This window comes from Stenotrophomonas sp. STEN038 (assembly GCF_056759895.1).
On the sequence record NZ_JBRRDW010000047.1, the window covers coordinates 1 to 26,229 of the forward strand.

17 protein-coding genes and 1 pseudogene are annotated in these 26,229 nt (G+C 65.3%); 11 read left to right on the plus strand and 7 right to left on the minus strand.

Annotation, left to right across the window (positions count from 1 at the left end; genetic code table 11):
* Positions 1-185: 185 nt before the first annotated feature.
* Entirely contained in the window at positions 186-731 is a 546-nt protein-coding gene (locus ACVOLS_RS16695) for a glutathione peroxidase (protein ID WP_481546556.1), read from the plus strand.
* A gap of 172 nt (positions 732-903) precedes the next feature.
* On the opposite strand, the gene ACVOLS_RS16700 is transcribed toward ACVOLS_RS16695, so the two are convergent.
* The 6 genes from ACVOLS_RS16700 to ACVOLS_RS16725 all read right to left on the minus strand — a co-directional run bounded on the left by ACVOLS_RS16700 (position 904) and on the right by ACVOLS_RS16725 (position 5,223).
* Positions 904-1,890 (minus strand): MlaA family lipoprotein, encoded by a 987-nt coding sequence (locus tag ACVOLS_RS16700; RefSeq protein ID WP_481546557.1) that lies wholly within the window; start codon positions 1,888-1,890, stop codon positions 904-906.
* A gap of 1 nt (position 1,891) precedes the next feature.
* Positions 1,892-2,200, minus strand: coding sequence for an STAS domain-containing protein (locus tag ACVOLS_RS16705; RefSeq protein ID WP_481546558.1), 309 nt, complete (start codon positions 2,198-2,200; stop codon positions 1,892-1,894).
* Positions 2,190-2,858, minus strand: a complete 669-nt coding sequence (locus ACVOLS_RS16710) for an MlaC/ttg2D family ABC transporter substrate-binding protein (RefSeq protein ID WP_303748110.1) — start codon at positions 2,856-2,858, stop codon at positions 2,190-2,192. The genes ACVOLS_RS16705 and ACVOLS_RS16710 overlap by 11 nt, the downstream gene beginning before the upstream one ends.
* Positions 2,855-3,379 (minus strand): outer membrane lipid asymmetry maintenance protein MlaD, encoded by a 525-nt coding sequence (gene mlaD, locus ACVOLS_RS16715; protein ID WP_481546559.1) that lies wholly within the window; start codon positions 3,377-3,379, stop codon positions 2,855-2,857. The genes ACVOLS_RS16710 and mlaD overlap by 4 nt, the downstream gene beginning before the upstream one ends.
* A gap of 109 nt (positions 3,380-3,488) precedes the next feature.
* Positions 3,489-4,238 carry an MlaE family lipid ABC transporter permease subunit gene (locus tag ACVOLS_RS16720; protein ID WP_481546560.1) on the minus strand — a complete coding sequence of 250 codons (750 nt, stop codon included), beginning with the start codon at positions 4,236-4,238 and terminating at the stop codon, positions 3,489-3,491.
* Positions 4,239-4,425: 187 nt separating this feature from the next.
* Entirely contained in the window at positions 4,426-5,223 is a 798-nt protein-coding gene (locus ACVOLS_RS16725) for an ABC transporter ATP-binding protein (protein WP_481546561.1), read from the minus strand.
* A gap of 225 nt (positions 5,224-5,448) precedes the next feature.
* On the opposite strand from ACVOLS_RS16725, the gene recC reads away from it, so the two are divergent.
* The 10 genes and pseudogenes from recC to ACVOLS_RS16775 all read left to right on the plus strand — a co-directional run bounded on the left by recC (position 5,449) and on the right by ACVOLS_RS16775 (position 23,070).
* Positions 5,449-8,811, plus strand: coding sequence for an exodeoxyribonuclease V subunit gamma (recC, locus tag ACVOLS_RS16730; protein WP_481546562.1), 3,363 nt, complete (start codon positions 5,449-5,451; stop codon positions 8,809-8,811).
* Entirely contained in the window at positions 8,808-12,434 is a 3,627-nt protein-coding gene (locus ACVOLS_RS16735; RefSeq protein ID WP_481546563.1) for a UvrD-helicase domain-containing protein, read from the plus strand. The genes recC and ACVOLS_RS16735 overlap by 4 nt, the downstream gene beginning before the upstream one ends.
* Positions 12,431-14,365 (plus strand): exodeoxyribonuclease V subunit alpha, encoded by a 1,935-nt coding sequence (gene recD, locus ACVOLS_RS16740; RefSeq protein ID WP_481546564.1) that lies wholly within the window; start codon positions 12,431-12,433, stop codon positions 14,363-14,365. The genes ACVOLS_RS16735 and recD overlap by 4 nt, the downstream gene beginning before the upstream one ends.
* 37 nt (positions 14,366-14,402) lie before the next feature.
* On the plus strand, positions 14,403-15,248 hold the full coding sequence (gene dinD / locus ACVOLS_RS16745; RefSeq protein WP_481546565.1) for a DNA damage-inducible protein D: 846 nt from the start codon (positions 14,403-14,405) through the stop codon (positions 15,246-15,248).
* A gap of 55 nt (positions 15,249-15,303) precedes the next feature.
* Entirely contained in the window at positions 15,304-15,849 is a 546-nt protein-coding gene (locus ACVOLS_RS16750; RefSeq protein ID WP_481546566.1) for a DUF3828 domain-containing protein, read from the plus strand.
* A 154-nt stretch (positions 15,850-16,003) separates the two neighbouring features.
* Positions 16,004-16,603 carry a GTP cyclohydrolase I FolE gene (gene folE / locus ACVOLS_RS16755; RefSeq protein WP_303748099.1) on the plus strand — a complete coding sequence of 200 codons (600 nt, stop codon included), beginning with the start codon at positions 16,004-16,006 and terminating at the stop codon, positions 16,601-16,603.
* 22 nt (positions 16,604-16,625) lie between these two features.
* Positions 16,626-18,095 carry a DUF3375 domain-containing protein gene (locus ACVOLS_RS16760; protein WP_481509075.1) on the plus strand — a complete coding sequence of 490 codons (1,470 nt, stop codon included), beginning with the start codon at positions 16,626-16,628 and terminating at the stop codon, positions 18,093-18,095.
* A complete protein-coding gene (locus ACVOLS_RS16765; protein ID WP_481546567.1) occupies positions 18,082-18,801 on the plus strand; it encodes a DUF4194 domain-containing protein in 720 nt (239 codons plus the stop codon). The genes ACVOLS_RS16760 and ACVOLS_RS16765 overlap by 14 nt, the downstream gene beginning before the upstream one ends.
* 73 nt (positions 18,802-18,874) lie before the next feature.
* Positions 18,875-22,432: pseudogene (locus ACVOLS_RS16770) on the plus strand (ATP-binding protein); the annotation flags it as partial.
* Positions 22,433-22,692: 260 nt separating this feature from the next.
* Positions 22,693-23,070: an MAPEG family protein gene (locus ACVOLS_RS16775; RefSeq protein ID WP_481546568.1), complete on the plus strand. Its 378-nt coding sequence runs from the start codon at positions 22,693-22,695 to the stop codon at positions 23,068-23,070.
* A gap of 211 nt (positions 23,071-23,281) precedes the next feature.
* Here ACVOLS_RS16775 and ACVOLS_RS16780 read toward each other — a convergent pair whose 3' ends face one another.
* A complete protein-coding gene (locus tag ACVOLS_RS16780; protein WP_481546569.1) occupies positions 23,282-26,206 on the minus strand; it encodes a TonB-dependent receptor in 2,925 nt (974 codons plus the stop codon).
* Between the last annotated feature and the right edge of the window lie 23 nt (positions 26,207-26,229).

Consider the following 26,229-nt stretch of genomic DNA (forward strand, 5'->3'; position numbering starts at 1 on the left):
CCCCCCCCACCCACCACCCCCCACCCCCCCTCCCCCCCCGCCCCCCCCGGCGCGCCCCCCCGCCCCCCCCCCCCCCCCCCCCCCCCCCCCCCCCCCCCACTACAGTGTTGCAGTACTGCGGTCGTGTCAGCGCCACCTGCGCCGTTTATGCTTGCGTGCTCCCCAACCACACAGCAGGCAACCGCATGACCGCTTCCGTATACGACACCGCGCTGACCACCATCGACGGTGCCCCGACTTCGTTGGCCGACTACCGCGGCAAGGTGTTGCTGCTGGTCAACACCGCCTCCAAGTGCGGTCTCACCCCGCAGTACGAAGGTCTGGAAAAGCTCTACCGCGAAAAGAAGGACGCCGGCCTGGAAGTTCTGGGCTTCCCGGCCAACAACTTCAACGGCCAGGAGCCGGGCAGCGAAGACGAGATCAAGCAGTTCTGCGCGCTCACCTATGACATCAGCTTCCCGATGTTCTCCAAGATCAGCGTCGCCGGTGCCGATATCCACCCGCTGTACCAGCAGCTGACCGCTGCGCAGCCGATCGCCATCGGCGAAGGCCCGATGCGCGAGAAGCTGGTCGGTTTCGGCATCGAGGCCAACCCGGCCCCGGCCGTGCTGTGGAACTTCGAGAAGTTCCTGATCGGCAAGGACGGCACCGTCGTCGCCCGCTTTGCCCCGGACACCAACGCCGATGACGCTGCCCTGCGCAAGGCGATCGACGCAGCGTTGGCTGCGTAAACACCCGGTTGTTGTAGGAGCGGCGTAAGCCGCGAAGCTGACATTGCCGGCGCGCCGGATCAATCTGCAACCGGCTGATCCATCAGCTTCGCGGCTTATGCCGCTCCTGCAAAAAAGCTAAACAAAAAGCCCGGGTTTCCCCGGGCTTTTTGTTATCCAGCAGCATCCAGAATCAGTCGCCCCAATTCGGCATCGGCATCGCGTCGACCGGAATCGGGCTCTGGTCGTCATCGTCGCGCTTGCCGCCGTGACGCAGATCCTTTTCGATCTGGTAGTTGCGGCGTTGCAGCCAGGCATCGCGGGTCAATGCGTACTCGTCCACCGCGGTGTCACGCAGCGAATCGACTGCCATCAGCTGTGCGCGCATGTCGACCAGCTGCAGGCCCTGCAGGCCGATGCGAACCTTGTCCATCTCGATCTGGCGCATCGGCGACAGCGGAATGTCACCGGCCAGGCCAAACACATCACGCACGGTACGCGGCCCGAAGAACGGCAGTTCCACATAGCGCGAACGACGCCAGCCCCATGCGCCCAAGGTCTGACCGAAGTCTTCGCTGCGCTTGGGCACCATCGCCTTGCTGGCCGGGTCGAACAGGCCGCCAACACCGAAGGTGGAGTTCATCAGGAAGCGGCCCAGCGTATCCCAGGCATCATCGGCATGGCCCTGCAGCAGCTGGTTGACCATGGTCAGCGGCGAACGCAGGTTGCTGAAGAAGTTGCTGACGCCAGTGCGGGCGAACTGCGGCACGACATTGGTATACGCGGTCGCCAACGGGCGCGCGACGCCACGGTCGACTGCATTGTTGAAGCGGTGCACGCCACGGTTGTACTTCTCCCACGGGTCGTAGGTGATGCTGGCAGCAGCCACAACAGCCTCGCCTTCAGTGCTCGGTGCCGGCCCACCATACAGTGCGGCGAAGTCGTCTTCGGCGCCGGTGGGAGCGGTGCCGTCGCTGGCCGTTGCGGTGTTCTGCGCGCCGTCGGCGATGGTGCCGGCAGCGTCCTGCGCTGGTACGGCGAGGTCGTCGTCGACGGGTTGCTCGGCGGCCTGCGGTGCAACCACGGTGGACGCTGGCAGCGCATCGCGCGCGGGCTTGCCAGCACAGGCGGCAAGCATCGCCACGCTGAGCAGAAGGAGGAGGGTGCGGAAAAGTTTCATGTCAGCTTCCTGCCGAGGAGGCGTTGAAATCGAGGGACGGTGACAGCCGGTAGGCTGCACGCAGTTCGTCCAGACCAGCCGGGCTGCCGTTGACGTTGCCGCCACCGTGGGCCCGCAGACGTGCGGCCAGTTCACCCAGCAACGCCAGACCAGCGCTGTCGATGCTTTCAACCGCACCCAGGTCGAGCTGACGCACAGGCGCCAGCGCCCGCGTGAGCTGCGGCCACAGTGCAACCGCCGCCGCGCGGTCAATCACGCCCGCCAGCAGCAGGGTGTCGCCGTCGCAGCGGAACGTGGCGTTACTTGCCACGGGGAGCCGGACCTGCGTTGGCCTGCATGCTGCCGCTGCGCAGTTCGGTGGCAACCTGCTTGATCGACTTCTGCCGCAGCGGCGCGTCGAACTGGTTCTTGAAGGTCTGCACGTAGGAGATGCCTTCGATCATCACGTCGAAGATCTTCCACTGGCCGTCGACATTGCGCATCAGGTATTCGACCGGGGTCGGCTCGCTGCCGGCGCGGACCAGCTCGGTGGAAACCTTGACGCCGCGGTTGCCCGGCAGTGGTTGCTCGCTCTTGTAGCGGAAGCTGGGCCGGCCCTGGATATCGAGCAGGGCCGAGCCATAACGCGACATCAGGTTGTCGGCCATGGCATCGGCGAACAGCTTGACGTCGGCATCGGCAGCACCACGGCCATGCACGCCCAGCACCAGGCGGGCCGCGTAGTCGCGGTCGAAGGCGCGGCTCAGCTCGCCATCGATGTAGCTGCGCAGCGTTGCCGGGTTGGCGCGGAACTCCGCGCGGCGGGTCTGCAGCGAATTGATGATGCGGGTGCTGGAATCCAGCACGGTACGGGCGGCGGCCGAGGGCTGCGCGGCGGTGGCGGCCGGGCGCGCTTGTGCCAGCGTGACCGACGGTGCGGCGGCCAACAGGGCAGAGGCGAGCACGACGGTAAGCAGTTTCACTTTCATGGTTGCGGTTCCGTAGCGGGCGCGTCTGCGCCGGGGGGGTCGTTTGCAGCCGCGCCGGTATTGCCGCCGCCGCTGAACATGTATTTGCCAACCAGCTGCAGCAGGTCCACCGCCGGCTGGGTGAAGACGATTTCATCACCGGACTTCAATACGTCCGGGTCACCACCGGGCTGCAGGCCGATATAGCTTTCGCCCAACAGACCGCTGGTGAAGATGCCGGCCGAGGTGTCAGCCGGCAGGTCCTTGAACTTGCTGTCCAGCGACAGGGTCACGATGGAATCGTATTTAATCGGGTCCAGCTGAATGTCAGCTACTTGGCCGATGGTCACACCACCAACCTTCACTGGCGCCTGCTTGCGCAGCTGTCCGATCTGGCTGAAACGGGCCTTCAGTTCATAGCCGCCACCGCCGGTGCCGAAGCGCTGGTTGGTGGAGGCGACGGCCAACACCAGCAGCGAGGCCAGGGCCAGCAGCAGGAAGGCGCCGACGGAAAATTCGAGTCTGGGTCCACGGATGGCCATGTTGTGTCTCACTCCTGATCCATCTGGTGCTTCGCAGAGCGAAGCGGGTTGTTCGGTTGTTTGTTTGATCCCCGCACACGGAGGTGCGGGCTTCTGCGAGGGGCTCGCATCACTGGAACAGCAGCGCGGACAGCACGAAGTTGAACATCAGCACCAGCAACGAGGCGTTCACCACCGCGCGGGTGGTGGCCACCGAGGTGCCTTCGATGGTCGGCTCGGCGTGGAAGCCGACGTAGGCCGCCACCAGTGCCGCGGTACCGCCGAAGATCGCCGACTTGAGCAGGGCTACGGCGAAGTCGTCCCAGAAATCGACGCTGCCACGCAGCCCCGACCAGAACGTGCCGTTGTCCTGTCCCAATACGTGCACCGCTTCGAAGTAGCCACCGGCGATGGCCAGTGAGCAGAAGATGCCGGTCAGCAGCGGCACGGTCAGCACCGCAGCCCAGAAGCGCGGCGCCACGGCCTTGGCGATCGGATCGATGGCCATCAGCTCCAGCGCCTTGATCTGGTCGGTGGCCCGCATCAGGCCGAGCTCGGCGGCGATCGAGCTGCCGGCGCGGCCGATGAACAGCAGCGCAGTCAGCACCGGTGCCAGCTCGCGGTACAGCGACAGGCCGAGCAGGGTGGACAGCGCATCGGAAGCACCGAACGTGGTCAGCGTGCGATAGCCCTGCAGGGTAAGCACCAGGCCGACGAAGGCGCCGCCTACGGCGATGATCGGCAGCGAACGCGCGCCGATCTTGTAGATCTCACGGGTCAGCTCGGCCAGGAAATCACGCGTCGGCACCGAGCCACGCAGCACGGTCAACGAGAACAGCCCGGCGCGGCCCAGCGAGCGGATGGAGGAGGTGAAGGGCATCAGGAAACGGCTCCCAGAGCGCGACGGCTGCAGGGCTGTTCTCCCTTCTCCCGCAAGCGGGAGAAGGTGCCCGAAGGGCGGATGAGGGCAGCTTTTGCTCTACGCGCTTTTAAAGCGCCCTCACCCCAGCCCTCTCCCGCTGTGCGGGAGAGGGAGCAGGTATCAAACATCGCGTGCACGGTTGTCATCACGCGTTCTCCAACCCGTAATTGCGCGTCGGTGCATCGAACGGAATAGGGCCGTCTGGCTGCCCATGCAGGAACTGCCGCACCAGCGGGTCGGTGCTGGCCTGCAGTTCGTCCGGCGTGCCGGAGAACACGATGCCGCCATTGGCGATCACCACGGCCTGATCACTGATCGGCAGGGTCTCGTGGACATGGTGGCTGACGATGATGCTGGTCAGGCCAAGGCTGTCGTTCAAACGCTGGATCAGGCTCATGATCACGCCCGAGGCGATCGGGTCCAGCCCGGTCAGCGGCTCGTCGTAGATCATCAACGGCGGGTCCAACGCCAGTGCGCGCGCCAAGGCAACGCGCCGCGCCATGCCGCCGGACAATTCGCGCGGCCAGGCATCGGCAGCGGCCAGCAGGCCAACCGCATGCAGCTTCATCTGCACCAGTCGATGCAGCACCGGCTCCGGCAATTTTGTATGCGCACGCAGCGGCAGCGCCACGTTGTCGGCCACGCTCAGGTCGGTCAGCAGGCCATTGCCTTGCAGCAGCACGCCGACGTTCTTGCGCATCTCCAGCAGATCGCGGTTGCCGTGCGGGATATCCCGACCAAACAGCTGCACCGTGCCGGATACAGGCCGCAACTCACCGGTCAGCGCCGCCAACATGGTTGACTTGCCGCTGCCCGAAGGGCCGAGCACAGCGGTGATGCTGCCGCGCGGTACCTGCAGCGAAACGTCGCGCAGAATGGTGCGTCCGCCGCGATCGATTCGCACGTTGGACAACTGCACCAAGGGAGTCCGGGCTGAGGGCATGACGGCCTTTAACGGAAAACCAACGTTCTAGGATTGCCAGCAGCGCCTGAACATAAGCGTACTGGACCGTGCAGTATTGTCTCATTGTCAGCGCACAGCGCCATGCACAGCTTGGGGCTTTGTCAGCAACACAGTGTGCAGGGGATGGGAGAGTCAGCAGGTCTGGACTGTGCGCAATGCATTCATGTCTCGCCCCCTGCGATGCTGCTGCGGCAAGATGGCGTGATGAGCAATGCCCCCGATTTCCGCCTGTACCACTCCAATGCCCTGGATGTGTTGGCCCAGCTGTTGGCCCACGCGCTGCGCGAGCCGGCGCCCGGCCAGCCTTTGCTGGCCGCCGATACCGTCCTGATCCCGCAGGTGGCGATGCGCCGTTGGCTGCAGTCGACGCTGGCCGCCGAGTACGGTGTCTCCGCCAATCTGGAATTCCTGACCCCCGGCGAGTTCGTCGCCAAGGCGCTGAAGGCCAATGTGCCGGGCGAGCGCGATGACCTTGGCGCTACCGGCCTGCACTGGCGTTTGTATGGGGCGTTGACCGACAGCAGTTTGATGCAGAAACCGGCGATGGCCGGGTTGCGTACCTACCTGGACCGCAATGATCCGCTGCGCCCGTGGGCGCTGGCGGCCGAGCTGGGCGGGGTGTTCGAGAAGTACCAGGCCTGGCGGCGCGACTGGCTGCTGCGCTGGGAGGACGGTGCCGAGCCGGACGACCCACAGGCCATCCTCTGGCGGCATATCGCTGGTGGCCAGAACTACCGCGCACGGCGAATCAACGATTACCTGGCCCGCTTTGAAGGCGAGCACCAGCCCTTGCCGCAAGGGCTGCCGCAGCGGCTGTTCGCTTTCGCCACGCTCAACGTCTCGCCGGACGTGCTGCGGGTGATCGCCACCCAAGCGCGGGTTGGCACGCTGCACTTCTATATGCCGACGCCAACGCGTTCCTATTGGGGTGACCTGCAGACGCTGAAGGAAAAGCTGCGCAGCGGCCTCGCCGAGCCGTTCGGTATCGAGGCCGGCGAGAACCCGCTGCTGCAGGCCTGGGGCGAAGCCGGCCGTGACTTCATGGCGGTGCTGGGCGACTACGAAGTGGTGCACCCCAGCGGCGAAATCGCTGCCTATGTCGATCCGGAAAGCATTGCCGTGCCCGGTATGGATGACGGCGGGCTTGGCGACAGCCTGCTGCATCGCCTGCAGGCCGACCTGTTCCACCGCCGCGCGCTGCCCTCACCGCCATTGCGCGCCGCGCTGCGGGTGGACGACCCCAGCATCCAGATCCACGCCTGCCACACCCGTCTGCGCGAGATGCAGGTGTTGCACGACCAGCTGCGCGCGCTGCTGGAAGACCCGCGCTTCGACCCGCCGCTGCAGCCGCGCGAAATCGCAGTGCTGGCGCCGGATATCGATCCCTACGTGCCCTACCTGGAATCGGTGTTCGGCGGCCGTGGCGGCAACGATGCGCATATTCCGTGGGCGCTGGCCGATGCCAGTCCGCTGCAGGGCGAGCCGCTGGCCGAGGTATTCGTGCAGCTGCTGGGCCTGCCGGTATCGCGCTTCGGCCTCAATGAAATCCTCGACCTGCTGTCCAGCGCGCCGCTGGCGTCCGCCTCCGGTCTGGACGCGGCTGCGTTCGAACGCCTGCACGGCTGGCTGCAGGCCGCCGGCGCGCGTTGGGGCCTCGATGCTGGCCATCGCAAGCAGCATCAGGCGCCGGCCGACGATGCCTACACCTGGCAGTTCGCGTTGGACCGGCTGCTGCTCGGCCACGCCAGCGGCAGTGATGAGGACATCGCAGGCGTCGCGCCGTGGCCGGAGCTGGAAGGCGGCGGTCTGGCTGCACTCGATGCGCTGATCCGCCTGCTGCGTGTTCTCGCTCGCCACCAGAAGACCCTGGCCGAAGCACTGACTCCCAACCAATGGCGTGAGCGCCTGCTCGGCCTGCTGCTGGCGCTGCTGCCGGAAACGCCGACCGAGCCTTCCGCTGTGCGCGCACTGGACCGCCTGCGCAAGCTGGTCAACGAATTCGCCGAAGAAGCCGACAGCGCCGGTTTCGACGCGCCGGTGCCGGCCGAAGTAGTCCGCGCGCATTTCGCCTCGGTGCTGTCCGAAGCGGATACCCGCGCGCCGCTGCTGACCGGCGGCATCAGCTTCGGCCGCATGGTGCCGATGCGCTTGCTGCCGTTCCGGGTGATCTGCGTGCTGGGCTTGAACGACGGTGATTTCCCGCGCCGCGATCCGGCAGCTGGCCTGAGCCGGCTTACCGCCGAGCTCGACACCGAGCGTCGCCGCTACGGCGACCGCTCACTGCGCGAGGACGACCGCTTCCTGTTCCTGCAGCTGTTTGCTTCGGCCCAGGACGTGTTCTACCTGAGCTATCTCGGTGCCGATGCCCGTGACGGCAGCGTGCGCGAACCCTCGGTGCTGGTCAGCGAACTGGTCAATGCGGCGTCGGCGTATCACTTGGATAGCGCTGCCGCGCGCAAGCAACTGGTGGTGCGGCATCCGCTGCAGCCGTTCGCCCCGGCGGCATTTGGCGGCGATGGCGAGCCGCGTCGTTTCAGTTACCGGCGTCAATGGCATCCGGCCGCCAGCGCGGTCGGCGGCAGCCGACAACGGCTGGCGCCATGGTTCGATGGCCCGCTGAATGCACCGCTGCCCACCGCGCTCAACGACGACAGCCTGTCGCTGGATGCCCTGCGGCGTTTCATCAGTGACCCGGCCGCGCAGTTCCTGAATCAGCGGCTGGGGCTACGCCTGGCCGGTGAAATCGATGACAGCGAAGACATCGAGCCGCTGCTGGTACCCAGTGGCGGCCGCCTGCACTCGTCCTTGCAGCAACACGTACTCAGTGCCCTGCTGGAAGGCCGCGAAGCCGGCTTGTACCAGCGCCTGCGCGCCCGTGCGTTGTTGCCTTCCGGTGCTCTTGGGCGGCAGCAGTTCGAACGCATGCTCAGCCGCATCCGGCCCTGCGCGGAAACGTTTTCGCAGTGGTACGACGACCAGCCGCTGGACTCGCAGCGCTACGAAGTTCAGCTCGATGGTGTGCGCCTGCACGGGCGTGTCGAGCAGATTCATCCACAGGGCCTGGTCCGCCTGCAGGCGGGGTCGCCAGGGGTGGCCTATGTGCTGCGCGGCGGCCTGGATTGGCTGCTGGTGAACGCTGCCGGTGTGCCGTCATCGATGCTGCAGTTCCATGACAACGGGCAGGCTGGCTATGGCCCGCATCGGCTTCCAGAGCTCTCTGCAGAGGCTGCACAGGAAGCCCTGAAAGCCTTGCTGCGTCTACGTTCTGAAGGAATGCAGGCGCCGCTGCTGTTCGCTCCCTACACCGGCTTGGAGATCTACAACGCCGACGATGACAAACGCGAAAACGCCGCACAGGCGCGCTGGTACGGCAGTGAACACAGCTGGGGCGAGCGCAACGGCGAAGCCCTGCAATTGGCCTTGCGTGGCACCGATCCGTTCGCATCGCCAAGCACTACTCACAGATTTATCCACAACGCCTTGTTGATATTTACCGCGCTACGCGAGGGCCGCGTTTTGCCCGATTTCGACGCTGAAAACGATGCCATGAACGGAGCCGGCGCATGAGCACCGAAGCGCTGCAGCAGGACCCGTATCTGCACTTGCCGCTGGATGGTCTGCGCCTGATCGAGGCCAGCGCCGGCACCGGCAAGACCTTCACCCTGGCCACGCTGTTCACCCGACTGGTGGTGGAGCAGGGCCTGCGCATGGGCCAGATCCTCGCGGTCACCTTCACCGACGCCGCAACCCAGGAACTGCGCAAGCGCATCCGCGAACGCCTGGAGCTGGCTGCGCGCGTGGTCGACAGCACGCCGGACGACAACGACAGCCCCGAAACCACGCTGACCCGCGCCATCCTGCAGCGCCACCTGCAGCAGGGTGCGGAAAGCGCCGCGCAGCTGGGCCGGCGCCTGCGCATTGCCGCTGAAGAAACCGACCTGGCCTCGATCTTCACCATCCACGGTTTCTGTACCCGCGTGTTGGGCGAATACGCTTTGGAGAGCGGCCACACCTTTGCCGCGCCCGAGTTGTTGGCCAATACCCGCGAACTGCATGCCGAGCTGGCGGCGGACCTGTGGCGCCTGCATGCAGGGCAGGGCGAGCATCTGGAGGCGCTGCTCGGCCTGTGGAAAAGTCCGGATGCACTGGCCCGGGATCTGCCCGCATTGGCGGCCGAGCTGCCACTTTATCCACAGCCGCCGCAGACCCTGATCGAAGACCCCCGCCCGTTCCGCGACGGCGCTGCGCAGCGCCTTGCTGCCGGCATCGCCGAGCATGGCGACACCTATCTGCAACAACTGCGTGGTGCGCTGGAAGGCGGCATCCTCAACAAGGCCAGCTACAAGCCCGATTGGATCGAGCCGCTGTTCCAGCAATTGCTGCAATGGAGCCGTCACCCTGATCCGACCGCCGAACTGGACGAACGTCTGGAGCGGTTGACGCTGGACGTGCTCACTGCCAAGACCAACAAGGCCAAGGCCGGCAGCACCCCGCAATCGCCGCTGCAGCCGCTGATCGCCGACTACCTGCAGACCCTGGCGCAGGTAACGCAGTGGCAGCGACAGCAGTCCATCGTGTTGTTGCACCAGCTACGCGGCGAGGTTCGCCAGCGCTTGGCCCAGCTCAAGCAGCTGCGCCGCCAGCAGACCTACGACGATCTGATCGACAACGTCGCCAATGCCTTGCACGGCCCGCATGGCGCGCATCTGGCCGAACGCCTGCGCGCGCAATATCGTTTTGCCCTGGTCGACGAATTTCAGGACACCGACCCGCGCCAGTGGGACATCTTCCGCCGCGTATTCGCGGCCGATGATGGCGCTGACGCCGCGCTGTTCCTGATCGGCGACCCCAAACAGGCCATCTACGGCTTCCGTGGCGGCGACGTGCATACCTATCTGCAGGCCAAAGCATTGGCCGAAGCCGCACCCGCGCTGGACCGCAACTTCCGCTCGCGTCCAGGCGTGTTGCGTGCGATCCAGGCCTTGTACGACAACGCCGGCCCCGAAGCCTTCCTCGACGAGCGCATCCAGTTCGAGCCGGTCTTGCCGGGCAGCAAGCGCAGCGACGCCGACTACCTGTTCGAAGGCAAGCCGGCACCTGCCCTCACCCTGCAGTTGATTGCAGGCGATGCTGACGGTAAGCCATTGAAGGCCGATGCCTCGCGCGATGCCGCCACTGCGGCCTGCGTGGCAGATATCCACAGGGTGCTCAGTGCTGCCCGCGAAGAGCGCGCGCTGGTCGATGGCAAGCCGGTGCAGCCGGGTGATATTGCCGTGCTGGTGCGCTCGCACAAGGAAGCTTCGCGCGTGCAGCAGGCCTTGGCCGCGCTCGGCATCCCAGCGGTCGCTGCTGGCAAGCAGAGCCTGTTCGCCAGCGCCGAGGCGCACGAACTGCGCCTGCTGTTGCTGGCCCTGCTGCAACCGGCCGACGAAGGCCGCCTGCGTGCCGCGCTTGCCACCGTGCTGCTGGGCGAAAGCGCAGCCGCCATCGCCGCGATGGAACATGAAGGCGAACAACAGCGGCTGCATCAGGAACGCCTGCTGCAATGGCGGGAGCGCTGGCAGCGTGGCGGCGTGCTCGCCCTGCTATCGGACCTGTGTGCCGAACAGGCCGAGCGCTTGTTGCTGTTGATCGACGGTGAGCGCCGCCTCACCAACTACCTGCAGCTGGCCGAAGCCCTGCAGGAAGCCAGCAACCGCAGCATCGGCCTGCACGGCCTGCTCGATTGGCTGCAGGCACAGATCGCGCACGCCGATGAAGGCGACGAAGCGCAGTTGCTGCGGCTGGAATCGGACGCCCGCCGTGTGCAGATCATCACCCTGCACAAGAGCAAGGGCCTGGAGTACCCGCTGGTCTACCTGCCCTTTGTCGGCATCGCCACCAATGCGCCGGACAGCAGCAACCATCGCACCGTGCATGACGGCGAACAGCGCGTGTTGCACTGGAAGATCGACAAGGAAGACCCGGATTGGAAGGCCGTCGGCCAGCAGGTCAATGCCGATGAGGAGGCCGAAACCGCGCGTCTGCTCTACGTCGGCCTGACCCGCGCCGAGCACGCCTTGTGGATAAGTGGCGGCGCCTTGACTGGCCTGGCCACCTCACGGCTCGGGCCGATGCTGCAGGGTCTGCCCGAGCACGCCGACATCCAGGTGATCGAAGACGACAGCGGCCCGGCGCCAACGCGCCTGCCGCCCGAACGCGAGCAGGTTCTGCCGCCGGTACGCGAGGTGCGCCGCAGCGTGCCGCACGACTGGTGGGTCTACAGCTTCACCCAGCTCGCCCATGCCGAGGGCGGCCATGACACTGCCGCCGCCGCAACCGAAGACAGCGGCGGCGCCGCCGATGAGCCGGCGCAGGTCGACGTCGATGCCGAGCCGGCCAATGAAGCCGCCGCACAAACGGAAGTGTTCGATCCGCGTTTTGCCGGCAGCCGTTTCGGCAACGTGCTGCATGCCGCATTGGAGAACGTCGATTTCGGCATCTGGCGGGATTGGGAACCCACCGAACAGGCACCCGAAGGGCAGGGCGAGATCATCGCCAAGGCCATGCGCGCAGACGGCTATATCGACGAAGAGATCGAAGACGGCGTAGCGCTGCTGACCGAACTGATTGGCCAGACCCTGACCGTTACCTTGCCCGAAGGTGGTGCCCTGCATTCGCTGGACGAAGGCGAGCGCCGCGCCGAAATCGAGTTCCATTTCGCCATGCAGCCGACCACCGTGCCGGCCCTGCTGCGCGTGCTGCATGCACATGGGGTTGTGCGCGGCCGTAACGGCTTTGGCCTGCGCCGTCAGCTGGAAGGGCTGATGACCGGCAAGATCGACCTTACCTACGTCCGCGACGGGCGTTGGTATGTGCTCGATTACAAATCCAACCGCTTGCCGGATTACGCCCCGGCGCAGCTGGACGCAGCCATGCGCCACAGCGAATACGACCTGCAGGCGCTGATCTATACCGTGGCCCTGCACCGCTGGTTGCGTTTCCGCCTCGGTGCCGGCTACGACTATGCGCGTGACTTCGGTGGCATCCGCTACCTGTTCTGCCGCGGGCTGGATGCAACGCGCCCGCAGTCGCCGGGTCTGTACGCGCATAACTTTGTGCCAGAGCTGGTGCTCGCGGTGGACGAACTGTTTGCCGGTGGCCGCGATGGCCATGCGGCCTTGTTGGCACGACTGGGAGGCGAGGCATGAGCCTGCTGGCCGCTTTGAACAAAACCGGCACGCTGCGTGCGCTGGATCATGCCTTGGCGCAAAGCCTGCGGCGCTTGGATGCAGAGACGCCGGATGCGGTGTTGGCTGCTGCGGCCTTGGCCTCACTGGCGGTATCACAGGGGCATGCCGGCTTTGATCCGACCCAGCCGCAACGCTTGGTGGATGCCGGTGTGGAATGGCCGGCTGCCGAGGAGTGGATTGCGCAGCTGGAGGCGTCGAAGTGGATATCCACAGCTGTGGATAACGGTGCGGAGTCGCAGCAGGCACCGCTGGTGTGGGAGAACGGGCTGCTGTATCTGCGTCGGTATCGCGAGTACGAGCGCCGCCTGGCGGCGGGTCTGCAGCGGATCGGGCAGGCACCGGTTGCTGGTGGTGATGTGGCTGGGTTGGCGGGGGTGTTTGCTCGGTTGTTTCCGGGGCAGGCAGCGCCGCAAGAACCACAGACCTCAGCGCAGCCGGATCTCTTCCTTCTCCCGCCTGCGGGAGAAGGTACCCGAAGGGAGGATGAGGGGAAGCTTTTAGACCACCAAGCAAGAGCGGCAGCCACCGCCCTGCGCCACAACCTGCTGCTGGTCACCGGCGGCCCCGGCACCGGCAAGACCACCACCATCACCCGTCTGCTGGTGCTGCTGGCCGCACAGGCACAGGCCACAAACGAACCAGCACCGCGTGTTGCCCTGGCAGCGCCGACCGGCCGTGCCGCCGAGCGCATGGCCGAAAGCCTGCGCCATGCCCTGCAGAAGCTTTCGGCGGAAGGCATCGACAGCGCTTTGTGCGAGCAACTGCCGAGCACCGGCACCACCTTGCACCGCCTGCTCGGCGTGATCCCGGACTCCCCGCGCTTCCGCCACCACGCCGACAACCCGTTGCCCTATGACGTCATCGTGGTCGACGAAGCCTCGATGATCGACCTGCCACTGATGACCAAGCTGGTCGAAGCCATCGCCGCCGGCACCCGCCTGGTGCTGCTCGGCGATCCCGACCAGCTGCCGTCGGTGGAAGCGGGCGACGTGCTCAGTGCCATCCTACGTGCCGCCGGCGATGGCCAGCGCACGACCGCAACGGACGCCGACGCGCTGCGCCCGTTGCTGGGCGAACTGCCGACCGATGCGATCGAAGCCAAACCTGCCGACTTCGCCGGCGCCCGTGTGCAGCTGCAGCGCGGCTACCGCCAGAGCGAAGCCCTGCAGCTCGCACCGCTGGCCAGCGCCATGCGTGACGGCGATGCGGTGCAGACCTTGCAGCTGCTGCGCGACGCCCAATTGACCGGCGTGCACTTCCACGAAGGCGATATCGATCCGTTGCAAGTCTGGCGCGAGCCTTTGCAGCAGTACTGGCAGGCACTGGCCGACGCGGCCACGCCCGCCGATGCTCTGGCGCTCGCGGGCCGCATGCGCCTGCTCACTGCCGTGCGCGAAGGCCCGCAGGGCGCACGCGGACTCAACGCCCGCATCGAAGACCTGCTGGCCGGCACCCGTGGCCGCGCGCTGGGCCCGGGCTGGTTCCATGGCCGCCTGCTGATCATTGGCGAGAACAGCTACCGCCATCGCCTGTTCAACGGCGACGTCGGCATCTGCCTGCGTGATGGCGATGGCCGCAACCTCAGCGCCTGGTTCCCCGGCGACGACCCCGCCAACCCGCGTGCCTTCCACCCGGCGGCGCTGCCGCTGCACGAAAGCGCCTTTGCGATGACCGTGCACAAGGCGCAGGGCTCGGAGTTCGACCAGGTCTGGCTGCAGCTGCCGCGCCGCGACAACCGCGTGCTCAGCCGCGAGCTGCTCTATACAGGCATCACCCGCGCCAGGAACGGTCTGCATCTGGCCGGCAGTGCCGAGGTCATCGAAGCGTCGCTGGCCCGCCACGCCAGCCGTTGGTCCGGCTTGGCGCAGCGGTTGAGGGGGTCGTTATGATCCCCAGTGTGGATTCCGGATGGAAAGGAGGCAGGTAGTGAAAACGGATTTTGTGCAGGCGCTCACGCGTGACTTTGAAGCACATGCGGAACGGACCGACGGTGGTGTGGAATTCTGGTTGGCCAGAGACCTGCAGCATCTGTTGGGTTACGCCGAATGGCGCAATTTTTCGAGCACGGTCATATCCAAGGCGAAAACGGCATGCGAGGTCTCCGGACATGCCATCGAATACCATTTTGTTGACGTCAACAAAATGGTTGATCTGGGCTCTGGGAGCCAGCGGGATGTCGAGGACATGATGTTGACCCGCTACGCCTGCTACCTGATTGCCCAGAATGGGGATCCGCGAAAGCAACAGATTGCCTTTGCCCAGACTTACTTCGCAATGCAGACCCGCCGTGCGGAGCTCATCGAGCAGCGTCTGCTGGAAAATGAGCGTGTTGAAGCCCGGCGCAAGTTGAGTGAGACGGAAAAAGAACTCTCCAGCGTGATCTTTCAACAGACTGGCGGCAATCAGGATTTCGCGTTGATCCGCAGCAAGGGCGACACAGCCTTGTTTGGCAGGAACACGCAGGAAATGAAGGTTCGCTGGAGTGTTCCGGCGAACAGGCCGCTTGCTGACTTCGCTCCCACGTTGTTGCTGAAGGCGAAGGACTTCGCCACCGAGATCACCATCCACAACGCGAAAGGCAAGCAGATGGTCAGCGAGCTCGAGATATCGACCGAGCATGTCACCAACAACAAAGCGGTACGCCAGACACTGCTGGCTCGCGGAATCGCCCCGGAGGATATTCCTCCCGCTGAAGACGTTAAGAAAGTGGAACGTCGCCTGGTTGCTGATGAGAAAAAGGCGCTGAAGAAGCCAGATACTCTGGATGATTGATGCGCTGTCGTTTTCGGCACCAGAAACCTGGCCACAGAACACCGCAAGGACGCATATGAAAACCTTGGCAACCACGACGCTGCTGCTCCTGGCCCTGACCGCCTGCAACAAGGACGCACCGGCCACCGTCACGCCCGAGCCAAGCCAAGCAACGACCAGCACCAGCGCACAGGACATCAGCTCCGCCCGCAGCTTCCTCAGCCACATCTACACCGGCTACCACCCGGATGCCGGGCTGGACGCCATCCTGCCCGACGAAGATGTCTACACGCCCGCCCTGATCGCCGCGATGCAGGCCAATAGCGACGCGTACGCCGGCGAAGTCGGCTATCTGGACGGCGATCCGCTCTGTGACTGCCAGGACACCGCGCAGGACCTGCGCCAGCTCAGCTTCGATATCCAGCCGCTGGCAGACGGCCAGCTGCGTGCCAGCGCTCAGCTCGATGACCCACAGCACCCCTTGCAGCTGCAATTGACCCTGCAGCGTCAGGGCGGCAGCTGGCGCATCGCCGATATCGGCACCGCGCGTGCGCCCAGCCTGTTGCAGGCGCTGGAGCGCGATGCCGCCACGGCCAGGCAGGCCGCAGGGCAGGCAGATTGAGCCGGCGGATCGGCCGGCTTTCAAAAATTCCATGTAAAACAATGAAATAGATCTAGCGGAGCCGGCTCGCCGGCGCCAGTCAAGGCGCCGTAAATGCTCCTCCACAGCCCCGGCTGGTAGCATGTCTACCCCGTAATCCAAGCGCAGTTCTGTAATGGCCGATCCGAAGAACCCGTCCGTCACCCAAGCCCAGGCTGAAGACGCCGTGCGCACCCTGCTGCGCTGGGCCGGTGAAGATCCCTCCCGCGAAGGCCTGCTCGACACCCCGCGCCGGGTAGCCGAGGCCTATGGCGATTGGTTCAAGGGCTATAACGACGACCCACGCGAATACCTGGCCCGTACCTTCGAGGAAGTGGCCGGTTACGACGAAATGATCGTGCTGCGTGACATCGAGTACGAAAGCCACTGCGAACACCACATGGCGCCGATCATCGGCCGGGTGCACGTCGGCTACATCCCCAATGGCCGCGTGGTCGGCATCTCCAAGCTGGCGCGCGTGGTCGAGGCCTATGCGCGGCGCTTCCAGGTGCAGGAAAAGATGACCGCGCAGATCGCCGACGTCATCCAGGACGTGCTGCAGCCGATGGGCGTGGGCATCGTGGTGGAAGGCGCACACGAATGCATGACCACCCGCGGCATCCACAAGCGTGGTGTCAGCATGGTCACCTCGCGCATGCGCGGCACCTTCCATGACGACGCGCGCACCCGCGCCGAGTTCCTGCGTTTCATCGAAGTCGGCCACGCCCGACGCTGAGCCCAGGGATCGCACGCGCTCGATGAAGTACCGCCAACGTATCGCCGGCTACCAGCGTCTGCGCGAGCAGCCGCTATGGAAACTGCTGGCCTCCGACCGTGCGCCGGTGCTGGTGGGCCTGTTGCAGGGCCTGCTGCTGGAAGCGGACCGCCGCATCCCCGGCTCCATCCTCGCCGAGCGCCTGCAGCAGCAGCTGGACACGCTCAATGGCGAGGAGCTCGAGGTCGAGCTGCCGCGTACCGCGCCGGCTTACATCGCTTACTGGCTGGCCCAGGGCTGGCTGGTACGGCGCCTGCCTGAAGGCGCGAGCGAAGAGGAATACGAGCTGTCGCGGCACGCCGTGCAGGCGATCCGCTTCATCGCCGGCATCGAGCACAACGCCAGCCTGGCCACAGAAAGCCGCTTGGCCATGGTGATGCAGCAGATCTCGCAGCTGGCCCAGCAGACCGAGGCCGATCCGGAAGCACGCTTGGCCGCATTGAAGGCCGAGCGCGACCGGATCGATGCCGAGATCGCGCAGGTGTCCACCGGCAAGGTCAGCGCGCTGGATGGCAAGCGCGCGCTGGAACGCACCCGCGACGTGATTCGTCTGGCCGATGATCTGGCCGAAGACTTCCGCCGCGTGCGCGATGACTTCGAACAGCTCAACCGTCGCTTCCGCGAACGCATCATCGACGACGAAGGCGCGCGCGGCGACGTGCTTGATCGCCTGTTCAACGGCGTCGATGTGATCGGCGAATCCGATGCCGGGCGCAGCTTCCAGGCGTTCTGGGACCTGCTCAATGATCCGCGCCGCAGCGGCGAACTCGATGCTGCGCTGGACACCGTGCTCAACCGTGGCTTCACCCGCAAGCTGGACCGCAACGAGCGCAACTTCCTGCGCAACTTCACCAGCACCTTGCTGGAACGCGGCGGCCAGGTCCACGAGGTGATGCAGCATTTCGCCCGCAGCCTGCGTGGTTTCGTGCAGAGCCGCGGTTATCTGGAACAGCGCCGCCTCAACCAGTTGCTCAAGCAAGCGCAGGGGCAGGCCCTGCAACTTCGTGACGAAGTGCGTCCCACCGCGCCCACCGGCTTCGTGCTGCCGCTGTCCTCGGCGCGCGTGCGCTCGATCGGCCAGTGGCGCCTGCACGACCCGCGCACGCACCAGGTCGATACTTCCATCTATTACGCCGAAGCCGCCGAGATCACCCTCGACAGCGTTGGCGATCTGGTCGCGCAGTCGGAAATCGACGTGCGCACCTTGAAAGACAATCTCTTCATGCTGCTGGGTTCACGCCCGCGCCTGAGCATCTCGCAGGTATTGCGCGAGCGGCCGGCGCGGCAGGGCCTTGGCAGCGTGATCGGCTATCTCTCCATCGGCACCCGCCATGGCAAGGTGATGACCGACCAACTTGAAACCGTGGAATGGACTGGCGGTGACGGCGTGGTGCGACGCGCCCGCGTGCCGCTGATCTGGTTCCTCAAGGAAAGACGCGATGAACTGGTCTGAGACCGAAACCGATAGCGAAGCCACCAGCGCGCCCGTCGCGCCGGCACCCATCACTTTGAGCGGCGGCGCCTTGTTCGTCGGCGACAGCGGTCGCTTGCCGGTCGATGCACGCCGCGCGCTGTGTCTGCTGCTGGCTGGCCCCAGCGTCGACGCCCAGCGCCAGCCGGCGCAATGGGCGGCACTGCTGCGCAACGAAGACGAAGTCCGCAGCCTGCTGTGCGAACTGTTCCTGGAACTGGTGCTGGACCGTGACGGCGGCGTGGCTTTCACCCGCCAGTTCGATACCGCCGAACTGGACTCGCCCAACCTGCTGCGCGCCGCGCCACTGACCTTCATCGAGTCGGTGCTGTTGTTGTTCCTGCGCCAGCAGCTGGCCGAGGCCGATACCCGCGGCGAACGCGCGGTGGTGGCCGAGTTCCAGCTGGTGGAAGCGATGAGCATCTACCAGAAGAACGTCTCCACCGACCAGGCCGGTTACGGCAAGCGGGTCGCCGCGGCCATCGCCAAGATGCGCGAGAACCAGCTGCTGTCCAAGCTGCGCGGCAGCGAGGACCGCTACGAAGTATCACCGGCGCTGAAGCTGCTGTTCTCGGCCGAGGACGTGCAGGTGCTGGTCGAGGCCTACCGCCAGTTGCGCGACGGCGATGCCGTCGCTGACGCGGTTGCCGACGACGAAGAAAACACCAGCGGCACTGCCGCCGAATGATGCCTGGCGCCCACGCCACGCTGACCAGAATGACCACCGCCGCGCCTTGCGTGGCGGCTGAAGGATGAGCCGTATGGAAACCACTTCCCACACCCTGCTTCCCAATGCCGCGTTGTTCAACGACCCGGCCAGCGATGCACGCGCGAACCAGTTCCGCATGCGCCGGTTGCAGGTGCTTAACTGGGGTACGTTCTCCGGCCTGACCGAAGTGCCGATCGCCGAGCGTGGCTTCCTGTTCGTCGGCCGTTCCGGCTCGGGCAAGTCCACCCTGCTCGATGGCATGAGCGCACTGCTGACGCCGCCGAGCATCGTCGACTTCAACGCCGCCGCGCGCGAAGCCGAACGCTCCGGCCGTGATCGCTCGCTGGTGTCGTATGTGCGTGGTGCCTGGGCCGACCAGCAGGACAGCGAGTCCGGCGAAATCGCCACCCAGTACCTGCGCAAGGGCGCCACCTGGAGCGCTTTGGCGCTGGAATACCTCAATGCCCGCGGCGACGCGGTGTCGATCGTGCGTCTGTTCTGGATTGCCGGTGCCGGCACCTCGGCCAATGATGTGCGCAAGCACTACATGGTGATCCCGCGTCGCTTCGACCTGGCCACCGAGATGGAAGGCTTCGACCTGGACCTGCGCAAGTTGCGCGGCCGCCTTGGCGAAGACGTCGGCCACTTCGACAGCTTCACCGGTTATGCCGAGCGCTTCCGTCACCTGCTGGGCATCGGCAACGACATGGCGCTGCGTCTGCTGCACAAGACCCAGTCGGCCAAGAACCTTGGCGACCTCAATGGCTTCCTGCGTGGCTTCATGCTGGAAGAGCCGCGTACCTTCGAAGCTGCCGACCGCCTGGTCGATGATTTCGCCGAACTCGACGGCGCCCACCACGCCGTGGTTACCGCGCGCCGTCAGGTTGAAACCCTGACCCCGGCGCGTGATTTCCACCAGGACCTGATGACGCTGCGCAAAGGCGTGGCAACGCTGCGTGACCTGCAGATCGGCATCGACGGCTTCCGCGAGGAAAAGCGCCTGGAGCTGGTCAACGAGCGCCTGAAAGAAGTGGAGATGCTCGACCGCGGCCTGATGGGCGAGGAAGGGCAGCGCCGGCAATCGCTGGACAACCACGAACAGAAGCTGGTCGAACTGGAACGCCAGCAGCGCGAGCAGGGCGGCGAGCGTGTCGATGAGCTCGAACGCGAGCGCACCCGCGTCGAGCGCGAAGTCGAAGAGCGCAGCCGTCGTCGCAAGCAGTTGGAAGGCGCCTGCCGCCAGCTCGGCATGGCCTTGGCCGAAACCGCCAGCGGCTTCTCCGAACAGGTTGAGCAGGCGCGTGCCCTGATCGACGGCACCAAGTCCGGTGCCGGTACCGTGGACGATGCCATTGCCGAGCGCATGGCCGAGCGCCGCGATGACGAAAAGCGTTTCGCCGCATTGCGGGTGGAGCTGGAGTCGCTGAAGGCTACGCCGAGCTCGATCCCGGCACCGCTGCAGCAGCTGCGTGCACGACTGTGCGATGACACCGGCCTGTCCGAGTCCGCGCTGCCGTTCGTCGGTGAGTTGATCCAGGTGCGCGAAGACCAGATTGGCTGGCGCGGTGCGATCGAGCGCGTGCTGCATGGTTTCGCGCAATCGCTGCTGGTCGACGAGAAGAATCACCAGCAGGTCGCCGAGTGGGCCAACCGTACCCACCTCGGCACCAAGCTGGTGTACTTCCGCATCCGCGACAACGAGCTGCTGCATGCACGCGAGCCGGAAAAGCGTTCGCTGATCCACAAGCTGCAGCTGCGCGATCATCCGTACGGCGACTGGGTCTATAACGAACTGCAGCGCCGCTTTGATTACACCTGCGTGGAAAACGCCGGCCAGCTGCGCAACGAAGACCGTGCGATCACCCGCGAAGGCCAGATCAAGCACCCCGGCGACCGCTACGAAAAGGATGACCGCCACGCGGTCAACGATCGCAAGCGCTGGATGCTGGGGCACGACAACCGCGACAAGCGTCGCGTGTTTGAACGCGAAGGACAGGAGCTTGCGCAGCGTATCGCCCGCAGCGAGGCCGACGTGGCAATGCTGCGCAAGCAGCGCGAAAGCGGGCAGGAAAAGCAGCTGGCTGCGCACTCGTTGATCGAGCGCGACTGGGACGAGATCGATGTCGGCCCGCGTCTGCAGCGCCTGAGCGATATCGACGAGCAGCTGGTCGACCTGCGCGAAGGCGACACCGCCTTGGCGCGCATCGGCCAGCAGATCGAATTGACCCGCGGCCTGCGCGATCAGGGCAAGCGCACCTATGAAGACGTGCGGCTTGAGCGTGGTCAGTTCTCGCGCGAGCGTGCCCGCCTGGAGCAGCTGCGTGACAACGGCCAGGCGCGCGTCGCCAGCGCACCGCTGACCGAGCTGCAGCGCGAAGGTCTGGAAGAGCGATTGAACATCCTGCCGGGCTTGAACCTGGAAAGCCTGGAAAGCCACTTCCGCGTGGTCGAACGTGGGCTGGCCGAAGAGCTCGGCAGCAGTCAGGGCCGCGATGCCAAGTTGACCCAGCATCTGCTCGATTGCTTCCGCAAATACACCCAGCAGTGGCCGGAAGACTCCGGCGACTTCACCGTGTCGCTGACCAGTGCCGACGATTTCCTTGCGCGTTTGACCCGCCTTGAGAGTGACGGTCTGCCGCGCCATGAAGGCCGCTTCTTCGAGTTGCTGCAGACCCAGAGCAAGAACAACCTGCTGGCCCTGCAGCGGCATACCGCCGAAGCGCACAAGGCGATCAAGCAGCGCATGGACGAGGTCAACGCCTCGCTGGAACAGGTCGCGTTCAACCGCGGCACCGTGTTGGCCATCGACGTGCACGACCGGCGTCTGCCGGAGGTGCAGGATTTCCAGTTGCAGCTGCGTGCGGTGTTGACGCATCAGCAGACCGAAGACCGCTCGCTGGCCGAGTCGCAGTTCAACGTGCTGCGTGAGCTGGTGCGTCGTCTCGGCGCGCAGGAACCGGAGCTGCGTCGCTGGCGCGAGCAGGTGCTCGACGTGCGCCTGCACGTGGAGTTCATCGGCGTCGAGCTGGATGCTGATACCCGCGAGCAGGTGGAAATCTACCGCAGCGGCGCCGGCAAGTCCGGTGGTCAGCGCCAGAAGTTGGCCACCACGTGTTTGGCTGCCGCATTGCGCTACCAGCTGGGTGGCGAAGACGGCGAACTGCCGCGCTATGCCGCGGTGGTATTGGACGAAGCCTTCGACAAGGCCGACAACGAATTCACCGCGCTGGCGATGAACATCTTCGAGAACTTCGGCTTCCAGATGGTGGTGGCAACACCGCTGAAGTCGGTGATGACGCTGGAGCCGTTCATCGGCGGTGCCTGCTTCGTCGAGATCAGTGGCCGCCACGATTCGGGCGTGCTGCTGATCGAGTACGACGACGAAGGCAATCGCCTGAAGCTGCCGGCGCGCGCGCGTGGGGCGATGGCGCAGGCCAATGCGGAAGAGGTGGTGGATGCTCCGGTTGTTGCCGAGACATCGGTTGCGTCCAGCGCGACTGCTGATGCCGAGCTTGCAGCGCCGGTTGTTGAAGCTGCGGCGGAAGCGGAAGCTAAGCCTGCGGTGAAGAAGGCAGCGAAGAAGGCTTCGACGAAGAAGAACATTCCGGCCTGATAGCCAGGGGGAGACCCGGCTTTCCCTTCTCCCGCTTGCGGGGGAAGGTGCCCGGAGGGCGGATGGGGGGAGCTTTTGGCGTTGCTTTGGCTGTCGCATCGAGCCAAAGCCAAAGCACCCCTCCCCAACCCTCCCCTTGGCCTTCGGCCAAAGGGAGGGAGCAGAGCCAACCTCGCACTAAAGAAGGAAGCAGGGCAAAGCCATCGCTGCGCTTGTTACCCTCTGCATATCCAAAAACACGCGCAACGGAGATCAGCATGCATTACGTGGAAATCATCACCGCCCTGGTGGTACTGCAATACCTGTTCTTCATTGTGCTGGTCGGCCGGGCGCGTGGCCGCTACGGCGTCAAAGCACCCGCGGTTGCCGGCCACGAAGGCTTCGAGCGCGCCTACCGCGTGCAGATGAACACCTTGGAGCTGATGGTCGCGCTGCTGCCGTCCATGCTGATCGCTGCACGCTTCTGGCCAGCCGAATGGGTGGCAGGTATCGGCGCGGTATATCTGATTGGCCGCTTCATCTACTGGCGCGCCTACGTCGGCAACCCATCCAGCCGCGGCCTCGGTTTCGGCCTGTCGATGCTGCCGGTACTGGTGCTGCTGCTGATGGCGCTCGCTGGCGCATTCCTGCGCTGAGCAATCCAGCTCTTGTAGGAGCGGCGTAAGCCGCGAAACAGGACCGCCTGCCGCCGTCGATCAATCTGCAATCGAGACAAGCCCGGCGTTGGGTCAGCAGGAATTCCAGTGGACTGGGCACTTGCGCCCACCGGCTTCGCGGCTTACGCCGCTCCTACAACAACGGCATTGGACCAAGGGAGCCTTACGGCTCCCTTGGTCGTTTTCCGACTCAGAAATCCATGCTGAGCTTGGCGTAGGTATAGCGGCCGGGCAGGTCGTAGGTTCCCGGGTCATAGCCATTGAGCGTGCAGCTCAGGCAGATCGGCGGGTTCTTGTCGAACACGTTGTTGACACCAACGCTCACCTTTACGCCCTTCATCCACGCATCGGTACGCCAGCTGACCTGCGCGTCGTGATAGGTGGTCGCGCCCAGCCAGTGCTGATCGGCAGCGCTGTCGGTGCAGATCGCAAAGCCATTGGCACCGGCACAGCTTTCGCGCAAGCGGTCGATGTAACGCATCGTCCAGTTCACGTTCCAGTTGCGGAAGTCCCAGTTGGTGGCCAAGGTCGAACTCCACTCCGGGATCGAGCTGTCATTGACTTCAATGCCTGGGCCCTTCGGCTCAGGTTGGCCGGATTCGTTGACCAACTCGTAGCGCGTCACCCAGGTCGCCTTCCAGTCAAAGCCGAGCTGGCCCCAGCCGGTCTCCGGCAGCAGCCAATGCGCATTGAAATCCCAGCCACTGGTATTGATGGTGCCGAGGTTGGCGAGGATATCCTCGAAGCGCACGATCTGGCCGCGGTCGTTGCGGGTATAGCTGGCACAGGCGACGGCATCGCGGGTATCGATGCAGCGGTCCATGATGGCCTGCGCATCCGGTGCCTGGATCGCCTTGTCGATGGTGTGGCGGTAGAAGGTCACGCCCAGGTCCAGCTTGCTCGCCCAGCTGCTGTCCTCGGCCCAGCCCGGGCTCCAGACCGCGCCGGCCATGAACGAGCGGCTCTCTTCCGGCTGCAGGTCGCGGTTGCCGGAGGTCACCACCGAGATCTGCGGATTGGCCTGTTCATAGCCCGGTGGTACGCCATCGGCAACGCACTTGGGCGTGGTCGATGCGGCGTTGTTGCAGGGATCGACGATGGTGGCGTCGAAGCGGCTCAGCGTGCCGTACAGCTCGCCGATTGATGGCGCTCGGAAGCCCTGTGCGAACGACATGCGCAGCAGCAGTTCATCGGCCGGTTGCCAGCGCAGTCCGATCTTGCCGGTGTTGGTGCCGCCGAAGGTGGAGTAGTCCGAGTAGCGGCCGGCAATGCTCAGGTCCAGGCTCTTGCCCCAGAAACCTTCGCGCGCCAGCGGCACGTCGAACTCGACGTAGGCTTCCTTCACCGAGTAGCTGCCGATGGTCACGCCCGACGGCACGCCGTTGTACTCACCGGCGATGGTGATCGGGTCGGGGTGGTACTCGCCCTTGTAGCGACGCCATTCGGCACCGGCGGCGAAGGACACCGGTCCGGCCCAGATATCGAACAACTCGCCGGTGATGTTGGCCGAGCCCAGCGACAAGGTGTTCTTGCTGCGGTCCCGCACGATCGGCGAGATCCACGCCAGCATTTGCGGGGTGATGGTGCCAGGGCCGCCAAACAGGTTCAGTGGCACGCAACCGGCGATCGCTGCGCAGGCGGCCGGGTCACCCAGCGCCTGGTTGATGTGCTTGATGTTGTAGCTGCCGGTATTGGTCTGGGTAGCCTTGCTTTCACTGGACATCACGTTGACGTCCCAGTTCCAGGTGCGCTGGTTGACCTCGAACACACCATCCAGCCCGCCGGCGGCGTACCAGGTCTTCACGTCCTGCTCGTAGCGGCGCGGACCACCTTCGACCGGTCGTCGGCCCAACAGGAACAGGTTGGGATTGGCGCCCATCGTGGTCAGGTCGAAGCCGAACGGGTTGTACGGATTGTTGGCCGAGATCACCAGCTTGGTTTCGGCCCAGTCGTTGTACACACCGGCATCGGTGCCGAGGAAGATCGGTTCCGGCGCGGCCTGGTTGGCCGACTCACGCTCGCTGTACAGGCCGCGGAACCAACCGCTGACATTCGGGGTGAACTCGAAGCGCACCTGGCCGAACACCGACTTACGCTCGTTCGGGGTCAGCAGCAGGTTATAGGGCGCGAAGTTGAAGCGGTTGGCAGTACCGAAGCGGATGAAGTCGCCGGGAAATGCGGTCCCACCGGCAAAGCTGGCGCCGTTGGGCAGGGTGATGTTGCACGTCGCCGAACCGGGAATGGGATTGCCGGCAGCATCCTGGCCAAGCGGGCACAGCCCGCCGTAGGTGTTGTTGCCATCCGGCGGCGCAAACACCGTGCGGCCGCCGGGGGTGGCCGAGCTGCCGTTGGACAGGCCGGTGCCGGGCACCGGCTCGCGCGCCCACAGGTATTCGGACGAGCTGATCTCTTTCTGCTTGAACCACGACGCGCCGACAATCCACTGCGCGCGATCGCTGCTGCCACCAAAACTCAGGTCGATGCTGCTGGTGCCGCCGCCCTTGAGGTTGTAGTCGCCGTACTGCACGTCGACATGGCCGCCCTCGGCACCCTTCTTGGTGATGATGTTGACCACACCGGCGATTGCATCGGAGCCATAGATCGAGGACGCCCCGTCTTCCAGCACCTCGATGCGGTCCACGATCGCCAGCGGAATGGTGTTCAAGTCCACCGACGAACCAACGCCCGAGCCGGAAGATTCATTGACCCAGCGGATGCCGTCCACCAGCACCAGCACGCGCTTGGGCCCGAGATGACGCAGGTCCACGGTCGCTGCACCGGCGCCGACGCCGCCGCCATCGGGTGGAAAGCCGAAGTTGCCACTGGAGTTGAGCTTGGTGCTCAGCGAAGCGCCGCTGGCGGTGAGGTGCTGTACCACGTCGGCAATCGAGCTGTAACCGGTACGTTCGATGGCTTCGCGGGTGAGCACCTGGACCGGAACCTGGGTTTCCAGTTCGGCTTTCTTGATGCGGGTACCCGTGACTTGAATGCTGTCCAGGGTCTTGGGCGTGCTGTCTGGTGCCTGTTGCGCGAAGGCCGCGCTGGGCAGCAGACACAACAGTGACAGGCGGACAGCGCAGCTGAGGCGGCGCGGGCGTAGCGGTAACAACGTCATCGGAATGCTCCTGGTGATTGCCG

Excerpts from the sequence above, each read along its gene's own strand:
- mlaD (WP_481546559.1), bottom strand. The coding sequence starts at position 3,379 with ATGGCCATCCGTGGACCCAGACTCGAATTTTCCGTCGGCGCCTTCCTG.
- ACVOLS_RS16760 (WP_481509075.1), top strand. The coding sequence starts at position 16,626 with ATGAAGTACCGCCAACGTATCGCCGGCTACCAGCGTCTGCGCGAGCAG.
- ACVOLS_RS16735 (WP_481546563.1), top strand. The coding sequence starts at position 8,808 with ATGAGCACCGAAGCGCTGCAGCAGGACCCGTATCTGCACTTGCCGCTG.
- ACVOLS_RS16725 (WP_481546561.1), bottom strand. The coding sequence starts at position 5,223 with ATGCCCTCAGCCCGGACTCCCTTGGTGCAGTTGTCCAACGTGCGAATC.
- ACVOLS_RS16775 (WP_481546568.1), top strand. The coding sequence starts at position 22,693 with ATGCATTACGTGGAAATCATCACCGCCCTGGTGGTACTGCAATACCTG.
- ACVOLS_RS16710 (WP_303748110.1), bottom strand. The coding sequence starts at position 2,858 with ATGAAAGTGAAACTGCTTACCGTCGTGCTCGCCTCTGCCCTGTTGGCC.
- folE (WP_303748099.1), top strand. The coding sequence starts at position 16,004 with ATGGCCGATCCGAAGAACCCGTCCGTCACCCAAGCCCAGGCTGAAGAC.
- ACVOLS_RS16720 (WP_481546560.1), bottom strand. The coding sequence starts at position 4,238 with ATGCCCTTCACCTCCTCCATCCGCTCGCTGGGCCGCGCCGGGCTGTTC.
- ACVOLS_RS16765 (WP_481546567.1), top strand. The coding sequence starts at position 18,082 with ATGAACTGGTCTGAGACCGAAACCGATAGCGAAGCCACCAGCGCGCCC.
- recC (WP_481546562.1), top strand. The coding sequence starts at position 5,449 with ATGAGCAATGCCCCCGATTTCCGCCTGTACCACTCCAATGCCCTGGAT.
- ACVOLS_RS16750 (WP_481546566.1), top strand. The coding sequence starts at position 15,304 with ATGAAAACCTTGGCAACCACGACGCTGCTGCTCCTGGCCCTGACCGCC.
- ACVOLS_RS16780 (WP_481546569.1), bottom strand. The coding sequence starts at position 26,206 with ATGACGTTGTTACCGCTACGCCCGCGCCGCCTCAGCTGCGCTGTCCGC.
- ACVOLS_RS16700 (WP_481546557.1), bottom strand. The coding sequence starts at position 1,890 with ATGAAACTTTTCCGCACCCTCCTCCTTCTGCTCAGCGTGGCGATGCTT.
- ACVOLS_RS16695 (WP_481546556.1), top strand. The coding sequence starts at position 186 with ATGACCGCTTCCGTATACGACACCGCGCTGACCACCATCGACGGTGCC.
- recD (WP_481546564.1), top strand. The coding sequence starts at position 12,431 with ATGAGCCTGCTGGCCGCTTTGAACAAAACCGGCACGCTGCGTGCGCTG.